Here is a 19,244-nt window from a genome sequence, read left to right on the forward strand (position 1 = left end):
AGATGCTTGGCTAGCCGATGAAAACGGCGCCACCCTCCTTGTGGAAGGCTATGATCCGCTCAATCAACGGGCCTTGATAGTTGTCAGGCAATGGCTCGCGGCCAGAAATCCAATTGTAGAGATCTGGTTCGGGCACTTCGAGGAGCTTTTCAAAAGCATCCAACTCGTCATTGTTCATGGCACCCAGATGCTTGTCCGCAAACGAACCAAGAATGATGTCCAGTTCTTTCGTGCCACGATGCCAGGCACGGAACATCATGCGCTTCCGGCGTGCATCTAGGCCATCTGAGGTGCGGCCCATCCCTGTTACCGCGCGGCCAATCGTGTCGTTCATGTGGAAAGCCTTTGTCAGCTGAGGCGGTGGGTTCTAGCGGTGTTTGTCCACACTGTCACGGGCGCAGATCGGTTGGAACGCGCGACAATTGCGCGTATTGGCTTTTGCATGCGTGATGAACGGTTGCAGCCCCTTTTTCGACCCGTCTCGGTGCTTTCTGGTGTTGGCCCGAAAGTTGAGGCTGCGCTTTCAAAACTTGTTCTGCCAGGCGGAGCACCGCCACCAGCTACTCTGATCGATCTTTTGTTACATCTGCCGATTGCGGTTGTTGACCGCTCACAACGCGTGCCTTTGCGCGATGCGCAACCTGGTACCATTGCCACAATGGATGTGCAGGTGGCGGATGTGCGGGGTTTGGACAGTGCGCGTTATGGCCGCCCAGTTCGCATCACAGCCGAGGATGAAACCGGCGATATTGAAATCGTCTATTTTAATGCCCGGGCTGATTGGCTGGCACCCACTTACAGCGTTGGCAACACCATCACCATTTCAGGGAAGGTGGAGCTCTGGAACGGGAACCGCCAGATGGTCCATCCAGACTATGCGGTGACACAGGACAAAGCTCATACGATCCCGGTCTTTGAACGCATCTATCCTATGACCGCTGGGGTTAGTCCGAAACTCCTACGCAAGGCCATCGCAGCGTCCTTGCCCTCTGTGCCCGACCTACCTGAATGGATCGACAAGAGCTATCCTGCGCTCCATGATCTGCCGCCGTTTGCTGAAGCGCTCCAAGCTGTTCATGTCGGGGATGATCAGACTGGTTTGGGAGGAACCGCCCGCCGACGGTTAGCCTATGATGAAATTCTTTCTGGCCAGCTGGCTTTGGCGCTTATCCGGCATTTCTCCATCACAGGCAAAGGCGTTGCGCGGCAGACAGCGGGGGCGAGGGCAGACAGACTCATCACCGCCCTGCCCTTTGCGCTGACGGGTGCTCAAGTTCGTGCTTACGGAGAAATTCGTGCAGACCTTGCATCAAAAGACCGGATGGTCCGGCTCCTCCAAGGCGATGTTGGCGCCGGCAAAACACTGGTGGCACTTTTGGCCATGGCAGATGTGGCCGAGAGCGGGGCGCAAAGCGCGTTGATGGCTCCAACCGAAGTTTTGGCACGCCAACACTTTGAAACGCTTTCCACCTTTGGTGAGGCAGCTGGATTGAGCATTACTATCCTGACCGGCAGAGAGAAAGGGCAGACACGCAACCGAATTCTAGAAGGTCTGGCAAACGGCTCCATCGATGTGGTGGTGGGCACACACGCGCTTATCCAAGACCCTGTAACGTTTAACGATCTCGGTCTTGCGGTTATCGATGAGCAACACAGGTTTGGCGTCTCGCAGCGGCTCAAACTGGCTGACAAAGGCAAAGCTGTTGATCTCCTTGCGATGACAGCCACGCCCATTCCACGCACACTGATCATGGCTTGGTATGGCGATTTGGATGTCTCGAAGCTCGATGAAAAGCCAGCAGGTCGCAAACCAATTGAAACACGAGCCGTTCCGATGGAGCGACTTGATGATGTTGTGGCACGGCTGAAATCAGCTCTTGAGAGTGGTTTGAAGGGCTATTGGATTTGCCCGCTTGTTGAAGAAAGCGATGAGATCGACCTCACCGCCGCAGTAGAGCGCCACAAAGCTCTACAAGATGCCATGGGACCGGTGCTGGCGGGCAGAGTTGGCTTGATTCACGGACGCATGAAGGCGGAAGAAAAAGACGCTGCAATGGCAGCGTTCAAGGCTGGAGACACGCGCCTGCTTGTTGCCACCACCGTGGTTGAGGTGGGCGTTGATGTCCGCGATGCGACCATTATGGTGATTGAACAGGCTGAACGGTTTGGCCTTTCGCAGTTGCACCAATTGCGTGGACGCATCGGGCGCGGCGCTGAGCAGTCCACCTGTTTAATGATCTATAAAAGCCCGTTGGGTGCTACTGCTAAGGCACGCTTGGAGGCGTTGCGCGAAACCAACGATGGGTTTGTGCTCGCTGAGCGTGATTTGGAGCTGCGTGGCGCCGGTGAAGTGCTTGGCACGCGGCAAAGTGGTTTCAAAGACTTTAACGTTGCTGATCCGGCACTCGACAAAGACCTCATAGCTCTCGCGCATGACGATGCCCGATTGATGGTCTCACAGGACCCACACTTGCGCTCTGATCGCGGGGCCGCCTTACGACTGGTCTTGCAGCTCTTCCGGCGAGACAGTGCTATTCGATTGATGGCCTCGGGCTAGGATGCCCGTGCTTTGCCTGGGCTTCGGCCGCTAGTTGGGCAAGTTTCTCTTGGTGCTCTGGTACAACCAAGCCAGCTGAGATCACTAGCTTCGCCCCATCTTCAACGGTCATGTCGAGTTGAATGAGGTCCTTGCGTGGCACAAACAACAAGAAACCAGACGTCGGGTTGGGCGTGGTGGGAAGAAAGACGCTCACCAGGTCTTCAACACCATACTCACCGATGATTTTGGCCGCGACTTCACCGCGGGTCTCTGTGGATTGAAACACCACCGCCCAGACACCAGGACGCGGATACTGGATGAGTCCAACGCTTTGAAAATTGTCTGATCGATCATTGAGAACGGTTTCGAAAATCTGTTTCAAGCCACGATAGAGCGTGCGAACCAGAGGCATGCGATCAAGCAGCCGCTCGCCAAAGTTCACGACGGATCGCCCAACAAGATTGGCAGCCAGAAAACCCGTCATCGTCACGATCAAAACACCAGCGAGCAACCCAAAGCCAGGCACCGCAAACGGCAGGTAGGTGTCGGGATTGTACTGAGGCGGAATGAGCGGTTTGACGATCCGATCAACCCACGTGACGAACGTCCAAATCAGATAGCCGGTGATCGTGATCGGTGCGACAACGATAACGCCGGTGAAAAAGTAGTTACGCAAACGGGCCATGGGATGGGCGTTGTGGTGGCGTTCGTGGTGGTCGTCGTTGTGGTCTTGCATAGACTTTGGGCAATGATGGTGATGGCAGACACCGCACAGGACGGCTGATCACACATGAGGTCCCAGACCAACAAATTGCAAGGGCCTGGGATCAGGAAGTGAAGCAAAAGCACCTTTAAGGATGCCTTAGAACGCCTACCTATGAAACCATCAATCGGCTAGGCAAACAGCTGCAAAGAGTGCCGGCGAGCTGCCTTGAACTGGACCGTTGTCTTTGTCCATTCGAGCAACAAAAGGATCAAGATCATAGACGACTCTTCGCCTTCGCGACTGCCTGGCGACCAGCCGCCATCCATGCGTGCGTTGATCGTCATGCGTGCTTACAGCTTGCTTGGTCTTGTGCTGTTGGCGGTTGGTATCATCGGGATGTGGGTCCCAATCTTGCCAACAACGATCTTTTTCATTGGCGCAGCTGCTTGCTTTGCCCGTTCCTCACCGCGCCTGCACGCCTACCTCATCCGTCACCCAAGGTTTGGCCCACCATTGCAGCATTGGTTTGATGAAGGTGCCATTTCCAAACGTGGCAAAGCCGCCGCACTCTGGGGTATGGGGCTCGGTATGGTGATCGTCGTGCTGGTTGTGCAGGATCTACGATGGGTTGCTCTCGCTGCGATCATAATACTCGCAAGCGGATGGTATGTGATGTCGCGACCGCTTCCGGCCGATGACCTTGCTCAAGATGCGCAGGATGCCGCCCGGATGAGGGCAAGTAACGATGAGCCTCCCGTCGACTAGGGGCTACTCCACCGTCACCGATTTGGCCAAATTGCGTGGCTGATCAACATCCGTCCCACGCATGACAGCGGTATGATAGGCCATCAACTGCAACGGCACCGCATAGACCAGTGGCGTGATGGTGGCTGGCATGTCCGGCATGACAATCTTGGACACAGCCTCTGAGGAAACGGCATCGGCGCCCTTCTGGTCAGTGATCAAGATGATCTTGCCACCACGCGCAGCGACCTCTTCCATGTTGGAGACGGTTTTCTCAAACACTCGGTCGAACGGCGCAATGACAATCACAGGCATGTCTTTGTCCACCAGGGCGATGGGTCCGTGTTTCAGTTCGCCAGCTGCATAGCCTTCGGCGTGGATGTAACTGATCTCTTTGAGCTTGAGCGCGCCCTCCATCGCCAAGGGGTAGTTGGTTCCACGGCCCAAGAACAGCGCGTGAGATGCATGCAAGAGGATCTCGCGGCATATCGCTTCAATCTGCGGGCCTAGCGCCATCACATCGTTCATAAGGCGTGGCGCTTCAACCAGAGCTGTGACCAAGCGGTCTTCATCGTCTTCGGTGAGCACATTTTTGGCACGGCCGATGACGATCGACAGGCAGGCCAAAACGGCAAGCTGGCAGGTGAACGCCTTGGTAGACGCGACGGAGACTTCTGGCCCCGCCAGTGTAGGTAAGAGCAGGTCGGACTCGCGGGCAATGCTCGATTCGGGCACATTCACCACCGATGTGATGACCTGTCCGCCTTCTTTGCAGTAACGCAGGCTCGCCAACGTGTCGGCTGTCTCGCCCGACTGGGAGATGAAGACGCTCATGCCGCCAGGCGACAGTGGGATTTCACGGTAACGAAACTCGGAGGCGACGTCGATATCTACCGGGATTCGCGCAAAGCGCTCGCACCAATATTTAGCGGTAAGCCCGGCGAGATAGGCTGTCCCACAGGCGGTAATGGTGAGCCGGTTGATGGTCGAAAGATCGACGGGGCTCTCAGGCATGGCAAGGCGTCCGACAGTGAGGTCGATGTAGCGAGCCAGTGTATAGCCCACGACTTCGGGCTGCTCGGCTATCTCTTTGGCCATGAAATGACGATGATTGCCCTTGTCGATGGCATAGACCTGCGCCTCGGAGATACTGCGCGGTCGCGTGATGGGCACATCTACTGCATCGAAGATTTCTACACCGCTGCGCGTCAGGACCGCCACATCGCCATCTTCCAGATAGGTGATCTCGTTGGTCAGCGACGCAAGCGCGATGGCATCGGAGCCTATATACATCTGGCCCTTGGCCTCGCCATGGCCGATGGCAAGCGGAGGGCCGTTGCGGGCGGCCATCATCAAGTCGGGGTGATCGTCGAAGATGAAGGCAAGCGCAAAGGCGCCTTCAAGGCTTGGTATAACGGCTTTGACGGCCGCGACCGGGTCAAGCCCGTCGCGCATACGCGCAGCAACAGCCTGGGCCACGATCTCCGAATCGGTCTCAGTTTCGAAGTTGACCCCTTTGGCAGACAGCGCATCACGCAGCTCGCGAAAGTTTTCAATGATGCCGTTGTGGACAACAGCAACCTTGCCAGCGGTATGCGGATGAGCATTGCGCTCGGTGGGCGCACCGTGAGTTGCCCAGCGCGTGTGGCCGATCCCAGTGTGACCTGACAGAGGTTGGGCGGCGAGTTTGGCGGCCAGGTTTTTGAGCTTACCTTCCGCGCGAACACGCGTGACCTGACCATCTTCGAGCGTTGCAACACCGGCTGAGTCGTAGCCACGGTATTCCAACCGGCGCAGCGAATCGACAATGTCATCAGCAACCGGCTCGGTGCCCAATATCCCCACAATGCCACACATCAGCATTCACCCCTGGTTGGACCATCTAGATGGATTGAAATTTGTCGCCAGAACAGGCGCACACATTGGTTAGCGCTAGGTCACACGCCACGCCAATCACGTGGTCTTTCCTACTCTATCGTTAAGGCAGGCTTATTTCTTCGTCAGTTTGGGTGCTCGACCTGGCAAATTCACCTGCCGCCCACGCCCAATTGCCAAATCACCGCTTGGCACATCCTTGGTGATCACACTGCCCGAACCGACATAGCCACCATCTTCAACACTGACTGGAGCCACTAGCGACGAGTTGGACCCGATGAACGCGTTCTTGCCTACAGTTGTTTTGTGCTTGCTCACGCCATCGTAGTTGCATGTGATGGTACCGGCTCCGATGTTGGCCTTCTCACCTATTGATGCATCGCCAATGTAGGAAAGGTGGTTGATCTTCGCACCTGCGGCGACATCAGCGTTTTTGACCTCGCTGAAATTCCCAACTTTCGCAGCTTCACCAATGTCCGCCCCTGGACGCAGTCGAGCAAAGGGTCCAATGGCCGCCCCGCCTTTCACATGCGCACCTTCCAAATGGCAGAAAGCGTGGATCGTGGCGCCACCCTCAATGGTGACACCAGATCCAAACACGATGTTGGGTTCAAGGGTCACATCGGGTGCAATCTGCGTGTCGTGAGCAAGCGTCACTGTATCTGGTGCCAGCATGGTCACACCACCGAGCATGAGCTCGCGACGCTTGCGGCTTTGAAACTCGGCCTCAACAGCAGCAAGGTCGGCTCGATTGTTCACTCCAGCCAGATCAGCCTCTTCGGCAAGTGTGTAGGCGACCTTTTTTCCAGCCTCGCGGGCAATAGCTATTGCATCGGTGAGATAAAACTCGCCTTTGGCGTTGTCATTGCTGATCTCGCCCAGCAACGGTCCCAGCACTCCAGCTGAAAAGGCCATTAGGCCAGAATTGCACAGCGTGGTTTCCCGTTGCTCCGCCGTCGCTTCTTTTTCCTCAACGATGGCTTCCAGACTGTCACCGGATACAATGAGGCGCCCGTAACCCGTTGGGTCCGCAGCTTCAAACCCAACAACCACGACATCGGCACCTTCATCCAACCGGTCCAAAGCACCGCTGATCAGTTCCGGCTTGATCAAAGGTGCATCGCCAAGAAGCACCATAACCGGGCCATCTGGTAGTTGCCCCGCATCACGTACCATCATCACTGCATGGCCGGTACCCAAGCGTTCCTTTTGCTCGGCAACATCGAAAACGAAACCGCGGCTCTGCAAGTCTTGCTCAACCTCATCTCGGCCATGACCGAGCACGAGACGCGGATGGGAGAGGCCAGCCGCGCTGGCTGCCTTCATGACATGCGCAATCAACGGAAGGTGACCAACCTTGTGAAGGACCTTCGGTAGGCTTGAGCGCATCCGCGTGCCCTCACCTGCGGCAAGGATGATAGCCTGGGGTTGGCGATTGGATGATGACATCACTTCTCTCGGCGTCTTTGTAGTATCGTCTTGCCGGGCGAAACGCCCGGCCAAACAGTCCCAACGAAACGCAACATGCTTAACAGTTGTTAACCAATTGCGGCGAGGATCACGCTGAATTTGGTCGTGAGTCGTTGGCGCAATCGCCCGACTCAGGCATCTAACATGGTTGAGCGCTCAAGCAACGGCGCTTTGCTGGGGGGACTGAGGACGTTGGCAATACGCGGCTTCTCATTGAAAGAACCAATTTCAGGCAAAGATCAGCGCATCGCGCTGTACGGCTGGGGAGCTGGTGCCCTTGTGGCCATTGGGGCCTGCTTTGGCGTGCTACAATACGATAGAACGGTACCATCAATACCTCTGACAGCGACGTTTCAGAGCGAAAGCCCGAGCATTGACCCGATCATGACAGGCTCAATTGGCGATGCGGCCAGCCAGCCGATGCCCGCCCTTCCTTCAGCGCTCCAAACGCGTCTTGATTCGATTACCATGGAAATGGCTGCACTGCGCGACGCTTTGGCGGCTGCACAGGCGTCAACGGTCAGTACAAATCGTCGACTGAGCGACATTGAGGAAAACCTCTCCTTTATGACGGCAAGCATTGGCACGGTTCCCGGCGAGCCTAGCCAACAAGCTCTACCAGCGGCCATTGAGCCTCTCACATTGGCCGTGACGGAGCCGCGCATCGTGTTGCCAGCGCCAACACCGGTCGACGGCGGGTCCATTGCTGTGAGCATGAGCCCGCTCACCATCAGCACAGATGAAGCTGCCTCAGAAGAAACCACTAGCGAATCAACAGACGAGCCGATGCCAAGTGAGCAATCGATGCTTGCTGTGTCGCAGACACCCTTTGCTATTGATATAGGCGGCGGCGCAACGCTGGACGCAATTGATGCGCTTTGGATGGCGCACCAAGAGAGTTTCTCTGACACACTGACAGGCCTTACACCGCGTATTCTCTTGCAGCAAACGAGCAGCGGATCGCTTGATCTGAGGTTGGTCGCAGGGCCAATCAACGATGCTGCTGATGCAGCAATTTTGTGTGCACAGCTCGTGGCAGCAGGTTTAGAGCGATGCCTACCAGCTATTTTTGACGGTCAGCAATTGGCGCTGAGATAGGCTTTTCGCCCGCATCACAAGGCTTTTGCATTTGGGTAACACGTGTTTGTTACCGTGAAAAAATGCGCGCTTTGCACAAGGTTGGCAATTGGGTCTTGAGCAACGCTGACGAGCCTGTTAGGCAGCGCGCGGTGAGAGCCGGTAGCTCAGCTGGTAGAGCATTCGACTTTTAATCGAACGGTCCAGGGTTCGAATCCCTGCCGGCTCACCATTTTTTCCTCAATTGATCTCGTCTTCGATGAAGTACACATCATCGCCGGTTCGTAGGGCCGATGTTTGTGGCGTTGTGTTGCGCGCTGTTGGCGTGGGCGCAAAGTGCGTCTTTTCATCTGGCGCGACACCGGCCCGCCGCGAGATGCGATAGATCGTGTAGAGCAGCACACCGGCGTGCGTAACAAGCGTCACCATGAACAGACCCGATGGCCCGAACTGCCCCATGGCAGCGCCTGCCGCCAGTGGACCAACGATTGACCCCAACCCAAAGAGAAGCAGCAAGCCGCCAGACGTGCGCACGAAACTGTCCGGTGAAGCATGATCATTGGCATGGGCAACTGCCAGCGGAAAAAGCGTGAAGATCGCCATACCAAACATCAGAGCAAACCCGATCAGCAATTCAGGCGATGGATCAACATAGGTAATGAAAAGAATGTCAGCAAGAATCGCGAGCAAAGCCATGCCAATCATAACGTAGCGACGGTCCACACGGTCAGATATCGCTCCGACTGGCACCTGAATGACAGCGCTGGCAAGAACGGGCATCGCAACGAACAAAGCCACAAGCGAGATAGGTAGGCCCACTTGGGCAGCGTACACTGCGGCAAGAGTACCGAAGGCACTGTTAGACGCACCCAGAAGCACGACAGACACGACGGCCACGGGCGAGTTCACCCAGAGTTCTTTTAGGTTGAGCTTGGTGGCAACAAGCGGCTTGGGAGCGCGTGAGGAAGACACCGCTGTTGGGATGAGCGCCAGGGAATAGCCCATAGCAGCGACCACGAAGAACAAATACCCGCGAGTGTCGCCCAAGGTCAGCAACAGCTGCCCTGCGGTGGTCGAGGTCAAATTCACCATCTGGTAGACGCCAAAAACCTTGCCGCGCGAGTCGCTGTCGACTTGTTCGTTAAGCCAGCTTTCCACGATCATGGCAGCGCCGGCAAAACAGAAGCCCGAGAGCGCCCGCAACGGGACCCACGCGTAGGGCGTGAGCAGCAGCAATGATGTGAGAACGGCCAGTGAGGCCAACGCAGCCATCACGGAGTAAGAGCGAATATGCCCCACGCGTGCCACGAGTTTTGATACAACCAGGCAGCCGGTGACAAAGCCGAAAGCCCAACCTGTCCCGAGCAAGCCCAGAGAGAGGGTGGAAAAGCCTTCTTGACCACCGCGCACGGGCAAAAGGAGCGCATTCATACCGCCAGCGAAGAAGAGGAAGCCTGACCCCATTAGCAAGGCAGCGAGCGGGAGAAGATGGCGCACCATGGCAGACGTTCAGTTCTTTCTCATTGTTTTCATATGATCGCATTGCGCGATGCGCGCCAATGGTGGCGCAGACATGGCAGTTCAGCGCCATCACCGGGCAGCTGCCATGCGTCTGGGGAATGGTGATCTAACAATCGGGGCTGTTCTACCCTACATGCCAATCAACGCCCAGATATGATGATCGGTAAACCGCTCAATGTCGGATCTCTCCCCCTTCCCGCGCTATGATACCAGTTACGCCCGTTTGCCCGCGTCATTTTATTCGCACGTGCATCCCTATGGCGCTTCTTCGCCGAAACTACTGAAGCTGAACAGCGCTCTTGCCGAGGTTTTGGGGTTTGATCTGCAAGGTCTGACGGACGACGATGCAGCACAGATTTTTGCGGGCAACCAATTGGCTGATCACTCAAAGCCACTGGCGATGGCGTATGCAGGACACCAATTTGGGGGCTTCAACCCCGGTTTGGGAGATGGGCGGGCGCTGCTGCTTGGCGAGGTCATTGGCACCGATAGCCGACGTTACGACATCCAACTGAAAGGGTCCGGGCAAACCCCCTACTCACGCCAAGGTGATGGGCGCGCCGCGCTGGGCCCCGTGCTGCGAGAATATGTGATGAGTGAGGCAATGGCCGCGCTTGGCATACCGACGACCCGTGCTTTGGCTGCTGTGCTGACAGGTGACCCCGTGTTGCGCGAAGGCGTCCTGCCCGGAGCCATCGTTACACGTGTCGCGTCCAGCCATCTCCGTGTTGGCACGTTTGAGCTGGCTGCCTTTCGAGGCAACAAAGATGATCTGGCTGCGCTGGTGACCTACGCGTTGGACCGTCATTTTCCAGACCGCGTTGAGGATGGTCCTCCTGCCCTGCAACTTCTGAATGGCGTTGTTGGTCGCCAAGCTGCTTTGATCGCCCAGTGGATGGGCGTTGGGTTTATCCATGGTGTGATGAACACCGACAATTGTACCATCTCCGGCGAGACCATCGACTATGGCCCCTGCGCATTCATGGATAGCTACAATCCAGCACAGGTTTACAGCTCCATCGACCATCAAGGCCGTTATGCTTTTTCCAACCAGGCGCCCATCGCCCATTGGAACATGGCTGTACTGGCGCAGGCTCTCTTGCCTTTGATCGATGATGAAGAGGCTTCGGCGATCAAGTTGGCCCAAGACGCTGTGGATCGATTTCCAACTGCGTTCCAAGCTGCGTATCTGGGCGTGATGCGGGGCAAACTTGGTCTTACCGATAGTCACGAAGCTGATCGCCAACTGGTTCGCGACCTTCTTCAGCTCATGGCCGACAGTGAAGCTGATTTCACAAACACGTTCCGAGCCCTTAGCAATGCTGAGAATGATGCAAACATGTTTCTCGCTCTTATCGGAGAGGATGGGAAAGCTTGGTTTGAGAGCTGGACGGCGAGACTCGGTAGAGAGACCGCATCTGCTGAGGAACGCCAAGAGATCATCCGCGCCGCAAGCCCGGCCATCATCCCGCGCAACCATCGTGTCGAAGCGATGATTGCCGCTGGTGTTGATGGCGATTTTGCGCCGTTCCACGACATGGTGCAGGCCCTGGCCAAGCCCTATGAGGACCCACCTTCTTCTGGAGAAGGCGAAGCACTCACACAGCCGCCCAAACCTGATGAAGTGGTGCATGCCACCTTCTGTGGGACGTAAACAGCGTTCAGAGCATAGCCGTCATAGCTCTTGAAACTGACGTATCGATTGCGCACACAGAGGTTCTGAAGAGGCAAGCAGCAAGTACTGCGCAGCTGGAGATAGGCATGGCTGAGGAAACCCCAACGGGCTTGGTGGTCGGTGATCGTAGCCAGGGCTATGAATTAACGGGCACTGGCAACATCGCCGGACTGAATGCTGCTTACGCTGGCAAGGATTCTCGCGACCGCGATGCTGCGGTTACACTGATCCAACTTTCCCGCGATCAAGACCCATCGCCATTGTTTGATCTGGCGCGAACCTTTGAGCAGATTGATCGTTGGGCGCTTGTTGGCCCACGCACTGTCGTACGGTTTGGTGCAGGCTCGGCAGTTGTGGTTGGCAAAGAGCAAGGCGCTCCTCTAGCCGGGCAAACTTTGGCTGTTTGGCTGCAACGACGGCAGCCCTTGTCGCTCAGCCAGACGGCCCGCCTCTTTCTGCCAGTGATTGAAGGCTTGGCGGAGCTGCATTCACGCGGCATTGCTCACGGTCGTATTGCTGCCGGCCAGGTGCTGATGGACCGTGAAGACAAAGCCCGGCTGCTTGGCCCATGGCTTGCTGACGGCGGCGAACCGCTAGAGCAGTTCAAGCAAACGCAAGCTCCTGAACTGGTTTCAGGAGAAGCGCCCAGTCCCGTGAGTGATGTGTACTCCATGTGTGCGCTTCTGCGCTGGGCGCTTACTGGCACGCCACCGCCCTCGGCAGATGACCGCCTAGCGTCCAAAGCGCAACGCGATGAAGACCCGCTGCCCCCTTTGCCCGAACCCATAGCAAAGCTCGATACGGCCCTTGCCCGAGCGCTGGAAACAGGCCTGCGCCTGCATCCTGCAACACGCCCGCAGTCCATGACAGCGCTTGCTGAGGTTTTGGAACCGCATGTGGACGGAGTATCGCAAAGCACATCGGCGCCGCCACCTCTGCCCTCTAGCCCTTGGTCACAAACGACCAAAGGTGAAACGACGGCTCCGACAGGATCGCCACCTCCCATTCCCGCTTCTCGACCGCGATCCGGCGGCGTGCCACCCATCCCAAAGACAAGCCGAACAAGCACCATTGGGCAGGCACCTCCCCCAATCCCCGGGTCCAGAGGGGGCCAAGGCAAACCAAAGCGCAAAGTTGGCATTGGTACCATTTTGAGCTTCGCCATAGCATTGGGCGTTGCGTGGATGGTCGCCTCCGGCGGTTTGTTTGGCGACGATGACAGCAGTTCGGTGGAGATTGAGGCCCAGCGCGATAGCAATCGACCCACGCAGATCGACAGTGAGGACGAACCACGCAAAGGTCCGCAGTCTGCTGATCGCCAAGAGGACACCCAAGCAACGGGTGTTCGTGAGCAACTTTGCAACAGCCGGTTTACGTTTGAGACGGCACGTGATGCTGGCTCAAATGCCTTGCGCGCGTACCTACAACAATGCGATGGAATCGATAGTGACTACGTTGAAGCTGCACGCGATGTGCTGGGCTTGAACTGATTGTTTCCATTGAGTGAAGGACATTTCATGATCGCCGCTGATGACCCCCGCATTGCCTATGTGAACGGCGACTTCATCCCTTTGGTGGATGCGAAAATTTCGGTTCTTGATCGTGGTTTTTTGTTTGCCGATGGCGTGTACGAAGTAACGGCTGTCATTGACGGGAAACTGGTGGACAATGCGGCCCATTTGGCCCGCTTAGAACGCTCACTCGGTGAGATTGAGATGGGTCACCCGGTGCCGCTTGAAACGCTTACCGCGCTGCAGTTGGAGCTGGCACGCCGCAACAGTTTAAACGAGGGTGGCATCTACCTCCAGGTCACGCGTGGCGCTGCTGAGCGCGATTTTTCCTATCCTAAGGATGCCAAACCCAGCCTTGTGATGTTCACACAGACCCGCAACCTTGTTGCCGACCCAAGAGCTGAAACGGGCGTTGCGGTGGTCACAACTCCTGACCTGCGATGGAAGCGCCGCGATATCAAATCTGTGTCGATGATAGCCCAGACCATCGCCAAACAAGAAGCGGCCAAGGTTGGCGCTGCGGAGGCCATCATGGTCGAAGACGGCGTCGTTACCGAAGGGTCTTCGTCCACCGCATGGCTCATCAAGGACGGGAAACTGATCACGCGTCAGCTCAGCAATTCTGTCCTGCCAGGCGTCACCCGGCTTTCCGTCATGGCGCTTTGCGCAGAGCAAGGCCTTGAGGTCGAGGAGCGCACTTACACTGTCGATGAGCTACAGCAGGCTGATGAAGTTTTTATCACCGCTGCCACAACGCTGGTGATGCCAGTGGTCAAAGTGGATGAACGGGTGATGTCGAATGGAGCGCCGGGTCCAATCGCGTCTCGATTGCGCCAGCTCTACATCGAGATGGCCAAGAAAACCGCTGTTGGATGATCCGCATTGGTCGTCTTAGCGGCTAAAATATCGGCAACCCTTGCCCAAAGAACGCCCTTGGCAGCGCTGTAGCGTGCTCTAACCTCCTGTTCACCGCTGAACTGGAGGGTTTTCTTATGCCACAATCCATCAATCGCGTATCGAACCAGCGTTCTCGGACATCCATCGCGCGTGTCGCGTCTATGCACGAGCATATAACACGCACCTATCGCGTTGTTCTTTTTAGCTTAGCCACCTTTGCTGCAATGACCCTGGTATTGGCCACGGTTTTGCGCGCTCAGGAGGCCCCCGCGTCGCAGGTGCCGCCTGCAACAGTCAATCAGATGCAAGAGATTATCACCGCCCAGATTGATGCGTTTTTGGCTGAGGATGCCGATGCCGCCTACGCTTTTGCAGCTGAACCGATCAAGATGCGCTTCCCCACTGCCAACATGTTCGTTCGCATGGTCGAGCAAGGCTATCCGGCAGTGTACGCCCCACAAAGCTTTTCGTTTGCAGCTTCGGCTCTCACCCCGGAGGGCCCGGCACAACAGGTGGAATTTGTCGGGGAGGATGGCCAAGTCTGGCGCGGGCTCTACACATTCGCCGAAGAACATGATGGCAACCTCCTGATTTCTGGCGTCTTTTTACGTCGCCAGAACGAGCGCCAAATCTAGAAGACGCCTAGCCAACGGCCGGGATGTCACCGCGCTCCCAGCCGTCCGTGCAGGCAGCCAGATAATCGTTGTACTGGCCGGTCGCAATGGCATCTCGCGCGCCGCGCATCAGATCTTGATAGTAGGCGATGTTGTTCCAGGTGATCAGCATGCCGCTAAGAGACTCATTGCTCTTCACCAAATGGTGCAAATAAGCGCGCGAGTAGTCGCGTGTCGCCGGACAACTGCTTTCCTCGTCCAATGGGCGTGGGTCATCGGCGTGCCGGGCATTTTTCAGGTTGATCTTACCAAAGCGCGTGTAAGCTGTGGCATGGCGACCAGCGCGTGTTGGCATCACACAGTCAAACATGTCTATGCCGTGCGCGACCGACTTGACCAGATCGTCGGGTGTCCCAACGCCCATCAGATAACGAGGCTTGTCTTCGGGCAATGCTGGACACGTGTCATCAAGCACGGCCAGCATCTCATGCTGAGGTTCGCCAACAGCCAAACCGCCCACGGAGTAGCCCCAGAAACCAATGTCGGTGAGCAACTCCGCTGATTTCAGGCGCAGTTCGATGTCCGTCCCGCCTTGCACGATACCGTAGAGCCCCTGCCCTTTTTGCGGGCCACCGAGCTCCTCGAACCTGGCTTTGGACCGCGCTGCCCAACGAGCTGACAGTTCCATGGCGCGTATGACTTCAGATCGTTCAGCAGGCAGTTTCAGGCACTCATCAAGCTGCATTTGAATATCGGAACCCAGAAGCCCTTGGATTTCCATGGATCGTTCCGGCGAAAGATAGTGTTTGGAACCATCCACGTGGGATTTGAACGTGACACCATCTTCATTCAGCTTGCGCAGAGCACCAAGCGACATGATCTGAAAGCCGCCAGAGTCTGTCAGGATCGTGTGCGGCCAACGCATAAAGGTGTGTAAGCCGCCAAGGCGCGCCACACGCTCTGCAGTTGGTCGCAGCATCAAGTGATAAACGTTCCCCAGCACGACATCCGCACCGGTTTCGCGCACCTGATCGGTGTACATTGCCTTAACCGTGCCCGTTGTGCCGACCGGCATAAAAGCAGGTGTTTGCACCAAGCCGTGGGGCGTGGTGATCTGGCCTCGGCGGGCCTTGCCATCTGTGTGCAAGACCGAGAACGCGAACGAACCGCTCATACCGGCGCTTTCCCCGCCTGTGCATTCCAGAGCAAGGATCCATCACCATAGGAGTAGAAGCGATAGCTGTTGGCAATGGCGTGTGCATAGGCGTTTTGCATCCGCTCAAGGCCGCACAGAGCCGACACAAGCATGAACAGCGTGGAACGGGGCAAATGGAAGTTGGTCATTAGGCCATCAATGGCTTTGAATCGGTAACCAGGGGTGATGAAGATATCGGTCTCGCCTTGAAACGGTTGAACCGTGCCATCGTCTAGCGCTGCGCTCTCCAGAATACGCAGGCTGGTTGTTCCAACGGCCACAACACGACCACCGCAGGCGCGCGTTTGATTGATCTGGTCGGCGACCTGTTTGGTGATTTCTCCCCACTCGGCATGCATGGTGTGGTCTTTGGTATCATCAGCCTTCACAGGCAAGAATGTTCCCATACCGACATGCAGCGTGACAAAGGCTCGGCCGATACCTCTGGCATCAAGTGCGGAAAACACATCATCGGTAAAATGCAGGCCTGCCGTTGGTGCAGCCACTGAGCCTTCCGTCCGTGCATAAACGGTCTGATAGTCATCCCGATCCTCATCCAGATAACCTCGCTTGGCCGCGATGTAAGGCGGCAAAGGGGGCATCCCGACGGTTTGAAGAGCATTGGCAAAGCTTTCTGCGGAGCCTTCAAACGCAAGGGTGATTAGGCCATCCTTGCCTTTGTCGACCACGGTGCAGACAAGCTGGGCAGGCCCATCGCCAGAGAAAGACAGCGTGTCGCCTGGCTTGATGCGTTTGCCAGGCCGCGCCATTGCTTTCCAAAGCAGCTGGCCTTGATCTTGAGCTTCGACCAAGGTGACCGATACAGGCAACACTTCTGCGCCCTCTCGCGTGCGGACCCCAGACAGCTGGGCCGGTATGACGCGCGTTTGATTGAGGACCAACAGATCATTTGGCTGCAAAAGCCCAGGCAAATCCCGAACGATCTGATCACCAAAACTGCCGTCGGCATGGACCTCAAGCAGGCGCGCGCTATCGCGTGGATCGGCTGGGTGCAGCGCGATCCGCTCTTCAGGCAGTTCGAAATCGAAGGCATCAACCCGCATGGGTCAAAGGGTCTTGTCGGCTAGACCAGCTTGGCAGAGTTGATTTGATCAGGGTTGCGTACTGGCTCACCGCGCGCGAACTGGTCCACGTTTTCCATGCCTTCAGTCACTTCGCCCCAGACGGTGTATTGACCGTCGAGAAAACGTGCATCTCCAAAGCAGATAAAGAACTGCGAGTTGGCGCTATCCGGGTTGGCTGAACGTGCCATGGAGCAAACACCGCGCACGTGGGGCTCGCTGGAGAACTCCTGCTTAAGGTCAGGAAGCTTTGAGCCACCCATGCCAGTGCCGGTGGGGTCGCCACCTTGTGCCATGAAACCATCGATCACACGGTGAAACACCACACCATCATAGAAGCCTTCGCCGACAAGCGTTTTGATGCGCTCAACATGGTTTGGAGCCAGATCAGGCCGCAACTTGATGGTGACTTCACCTTTGGAAGTGTCGAGAACGAGGGTGTTGGAATCGGCCATAGGTGCGGCCCTTTCTGGTCTTGAATGATGAAATCGTTAGCCGTTGAGGTCGGCAAGAAGGCGGGCACGGATCATGGCATCCGGATCAGTGACCATGCCGTTGCGGCGCGCATCGCCTTTTTTAATCGCATCGACCGCATCCATGCCGGCGACCACGCGACCAAACACGGTGTATTGGCCGTTCAAGCTGGCGGCTGGGCCAAACATGATGAAGAACTGAGAGTTGGCACTGTTGGGGTCATTGGTGCGGGCCATACCAACAACACCGCGCTCATATGGGATTTGCGAGAACTCGGCAGGCAGGTCCGGATAGCCAGAACCGCCTGTGCCGGTGCCGGTAGGGTCGCCAGTTTGCGCCATGAAACCATCGATCACACGGTGAAAGACAACACCATCGTAGAAGCCTTCCCGGGCAAGCGTTTGAATGCGCGCCACATGCTGTGGAGCCACATCGGGCAGAAGTTCGACGTAGATCGGGCCACCATCAACCTCGATTACCAAGACATTGCTTGGATCAAGATCAGCGATAGCTGCGGGTGTTGAACTGCTTTGGGCGAAGCCAGAGGCAGGCATGAGCAATGCGGTGAAAACAAGCAGCGCGAACGCGGCGAACATAGCAGGCGTGCGGAACACGGATGTTGGGATCATGAACTTTCTCATAAAAAGTAGTTGGGTGCGCCTGTGCGCTATCCAACTAGTTGATTGTCGCCAGTGCGTCGCGAACGGTTTCTGGCACAAAGGGACTGACATCGCCACCCATTGAAGCGATCTGACGTACCAGCGTGGCAGTAACGTGGCGATTGGCTGGGCGCGCAGGGATGAAAACCGTCTCCAGTTCAGGCGCCATGGTCGCATTCATGCCAGCCATCTGCATCTCATAGGCAAAATCAGACGCATCGCGCAGTCCACGCAAAAGGATGGAGGCTCCGTGATCGCGCGCGAAGTCTACCAGCAAACCTGAGAAGGCCGTGGCGCGAACACGCCCTGCCCCGCCCAGCTCTTCGGCGAGCCCTTCGATCAAAGTCCGCCGTTGTTCAACAGAGAGCATCGGTGACTTGGTTGGATTTTGGCCGATGGCGACCAGCACCTCATCAGCCAAAGCAAGCCCAGCACGGATAACATCCACATGACCGTTGGTGATGGGATCGAACGACCCGGGAAAAAGAGCAACTCGCTTCATACGCCACTGCCTTTGTTGTCTGGCACCGTCCTAGCAAGCGCTTGCTAGACGGCGCAAGCAGCGCATCGGACGCACCAAAAAACAGCGAAACGTTAAATGGTGACTCTCATCACAGGAAACACTGACGGCCTGGTTCAGAGTGGGTTCATCGAAGTTCTGTTGGAACTGACCAGCAGCAAGAAACGTTGAAACCAAACAAGAAGACACGGAGCAGACCTATGATCACCTTGACCAAGACACTGACCATGACTTCCATCGCCGTTCTCATCGCCGTCCTGATGGGCATGTGGCTGGCCACGACATCTCCGGCCAACTCCAGCGCCGAACAGGCTGCACCTTCCATGAGTGTTGATGTGCGCCTGGGGGCTGCCGAACTGGATCTTTGCTCAGGCCAAGCATGGCCACACTTTACGGACGGGTGCGCCGCCTGGATTGCAGCATCGAGCAACAACACTGGCATCGACCGGACCATCTCCATGACGATGCATGATGCCGATCACGGCTTCACCGTTGTGACCAAAGCACAGCCAGTTGAAGTCGCAGCCCGCTAAGACTGAACGCCACAAGCGACGCCGATAACAAAAAGACTTCTTTTGCCAAACTGATTCAAGTTGACCTCCCAACGCCACCGCCTCTCTTGTCAGAAGGAGAGGCGGTTTTTTATTTTCGGGTCAGTGTCTTAGCGACACTCTATAAGGCTTTG

The 19,244-nt window shown here is 56.6% G+C and carries 18 protein-coding genes and 1 tRNA gene; 9 read left to right on the plus strand and 10 right to left on the minus strand.

Going from position 1 to position 19,244, the window contains the following annotated elements; genetic code table 11:
• Positions 1-10: 10 nt before the first annotated feature.
• On the minus strand, positions 11-334 hold the full coding sequence (locus ABWH92_RS15275) for a succinate dehydrogenase assembly factor 2 (RefSeq protein ID WP_375569803.1): 324 nt from the start codon (positions 332-334) through the stop codon (positions 11-13).
• 108 nt (positions 335-442) lie between these two features.
• On the opposite strand from ABWH92_RS15275, the gene recG reads away from it, so the two are divergent.
• Positions 443-2,557, plus strand: a complete 2,115-nt coding sequence (gene recG, locus ABWH92_RS15280; RefSeq protein ID WP_375574263.1) for an ATP-dependent DNA helicase RecG — start codon at positions 443-445, stop codon at positions 2,555-2,557.
• Here recG and ABWH92_RS15285 read toward each other — a convergent pair.
• Complete coding sequence (locus ABWH92_RS15285) at positions 2,532-3,224, minus strand: DUF502 domain-containing protein (protein WP_375569805.1); 693 nt, start codon at positions 3,222-3,224, stop codon at positions 2,532-2,534. The two genes, recG and ABWH92_RS15285, sit on opposite strands and share 26 nt — an antisense overlap.
• A 345-nt stretch (positions 3,225-3,569) precedes the next feature.
• On the opposite strand from ABWH92_RS15285, the gene ABWH92_RS15290 reads away from it, so the two are divergent.
• Entirely contained in the window at positions 3,570-4,010 is a 441-nt protein-coding gene (locus ABWH92_RS15290) for a YbaN family protein (RefSeq protein WP_375569807.1), read from the plus strand.
• Positions 4,011-4,013: 3 nt separating this feature from the next.
• Here ABWH92_RS15290 and glmS read toward each other — a convergent pair whose 3' ends face one another.
• A complete protein-coding gene (gene glmS / locus ABWH92_RS15295; RefSeq protein ID WP_375569809.1) occupies positions 4,014-5,846 on the minus strand; it encodes a glutamine--fructose-6-phosphate transaminase (isomerizing) in 1,833 nt (610 codons plus the stop codon).
• Positions 5,847-5,978: 132 nt separating this feature from the next.
• Positions 5,979-7,313, minus strand: a complete 1,335-nt coding sequence (gene glmU / locus ABWH92_RS15300; RefSeq protein WP_375569811.1) for a bifunctional UDP-N-acetylglucosamine diphosphorylase/glucosamine-1-phosphate N-acetyltransferase GlmU — start codon at positions 7,311-7,313, stop codon at positions 5,979-5,981.
• 405 nt (positions 7,314-7,718) lie between these two features.
• On the opposite strand from glmU, the gene ABWH92_RS15305 reads away from it, so the two are divergent.
• Complete coding sequence (locus ABWH92_RS15305) at positions 7,719-8,432, plus strand: hypothetical protein (protein WP_375569813.1); 714 nt, start codon at positions 7,719-7,721, stop codon at positions 8,430-8,432.
• 135 nt (positions 8,433-8,567) lie between these two features.
• Positions 8,568-8,643: transfer RNA gene (locus tag ABWH92_RS15310), tRNA-Lys, on the plus strand.
• Between the two features lie 8 nt (positions 8,644-8,651).
• Here ABWH92_RS15310 and ABWH92_RS15315 read toward each other — a convergent pair.
• Positions 8,652-9,911: an MFS transporter gene (locus tag ABWH92_RS15315; protein ID WP_375569815.1), complete on the minus strand. Its 1,260-nt coding sequence runs from the start codon at positions 9,909-9,911 to the stop codon at positions 8,652-8,654.
• Between the two features lie 196 nt (positions 9,912-10,107).
• Between ABWH92_RS15315 and ABWH92_RS15320 the strand changes: the two genes are divergently transcribed.
• The 4 genes from ABWH92_RS15320 to ABWH92_RS15335 all read left to right on the plus strand — a co-directional run bounded on the left by ABWH92_RS15320 (position 10,108) and on the right by ABWH92_RS15335 (position 14,650).
• Positions 10,108-11,586, plus strand: a complete 1,479-nt coding sequence (locus tag ABWH92_RS15320; protein WP_375569817.1) for a YdiU family protein — start codon at positions 10,108-10,110, stop codon at positions 11,584-11,586.
• A gap of 107 nt (positions 11,587-11,693) precedes the next feature.
• The gene (locus ABWH92_RS15325) at positions 11,694-13,097 is read left to right on the plus strand and encodes a serine/threonine protein kinase (RefSeq protein ID WP_375569819.1); all 1,404 of its coding nucleotides are present in this window, start codon (positions 11,694-11,696) and stop codon (positions 13,095-13,097) included.
• A 27-nt stretch (positions 13,098-13,124) separates the two neighbouring features.
• On the plus strand, positions 13,125-13,994 hold the full coding sequence (locus ABWH92_RS15330) for a D-amino-acid transaminase (RefSeq protein ID WP_375569821.1): 870 nt from the start codon (positions 13,125-13,127) through the stop codon (positions 13,992-13,994).
• A gap of 116 nt (positions 13,995-14,110) precedes the next feature.
• Positions 14,111-14,650, plus strand: a complete 540-nt coding sequence (locus ABWH92_RS15335) for a DUF4864 domain-containing protein (protein ID WP_375569823.1) — start codon at positions 14,111-14,113, stop codon at positions 14,648-14,650.
• 7 nt (positions 14,651-14,657) lie between these two features.
• On the opposite strand, the gene tgt is transcribed toward ABWH92_RS15335, so the two are convergent.
• The 5 genes from tgt to coaD are packed head-to-tail and all read right to left on the minus strand — an operon-like array spanning position 14,658 to position 18,541.
• Entirely contained in the window at positions 14,658-15,803 is a 1,146-nt protein-coding gene (gene tgt / locus ABWH92_RS15340) for a tRNA guanosine(34) transglycosylase Tgt (RefSeq protein ID WP_375569825.1), read from the minus strand.
• Complete coding sequence (gene queA, locus ABWH92_RS15345) at positions 15,800-16,888, minus strand: tRNA preQ1(34) S-adenosylmethionine ribosyltransferase-isomerase QueA (protein WP_375569827.1); 1,089 nt, start codon at positions 16,886-16,888, stop codon at positions 15,800-15,802. Before queA ends, tgt begins: the two co-directional genes overlap by 4 nt.
• Positions 16,889-16,908: 20 nt before the next feature.
• Positions 16,909-17,361 (minus strand): peptidylprolyl isomerase, encoded by a 453-nt coding sequence (locus tag ABWH92_RS15350; RefSeq protein ID WP_375569829.1) that lies wholly within the window; start codon positions 17,359-17,361, stop codon positions 16,909-16,911.
• A 36-nt stretch (positions 17,362-17,397) separates the two neighbouring features.
• Positions 17,398-18,009: a peptidylprolyl isomerase gene (locus ABWH92_RS15355; protein WP_375569831.1), complete on the minus strand. Its 612-nt coding sequence runs from the start codon at positions 18,007-18,009 to the stop codon at positions 17,398-17,400.
• 46 nt (positions 18,010-18,055) lie between these two features.
• A complete protein-coding gene (gene coaD / locus ABWH92_RS15360) occupies positions 18,056-18,541 on the minus strand; it encodes a pantetheine-phosphate adenylyltransferase (RefSeq protein WP_375569833.1) in 486 nt (161 codons plus the stop codon).
• Positions 18,542-18,759: 218 nt separating this feature from the next.
• Between coaD and ABWH92_RS15365 the strand changes: the two genes are divergently transcribed.
• Positions 18,760-19,092, plus strand: a complete 333-nt coding sequence (locus ABWH92_RS15365; RefSeq protein ID WP_375569835.1) for a hypothetical protein — start codon at positions 18,760-18,762, stop codon at positions 19,090-19,092.
• The last annotated feature ends 152 nt before the right edge of the window (positions 19,093-19,244 follow it).

The organism is Ahrensia marina (assembly GCF_042140245.1).
Classification (GTDB): domain Bacteria; phylum Pseudomonadota; class Alphaproteobacteria; order Rhizobiales; family MH13; genus MH13.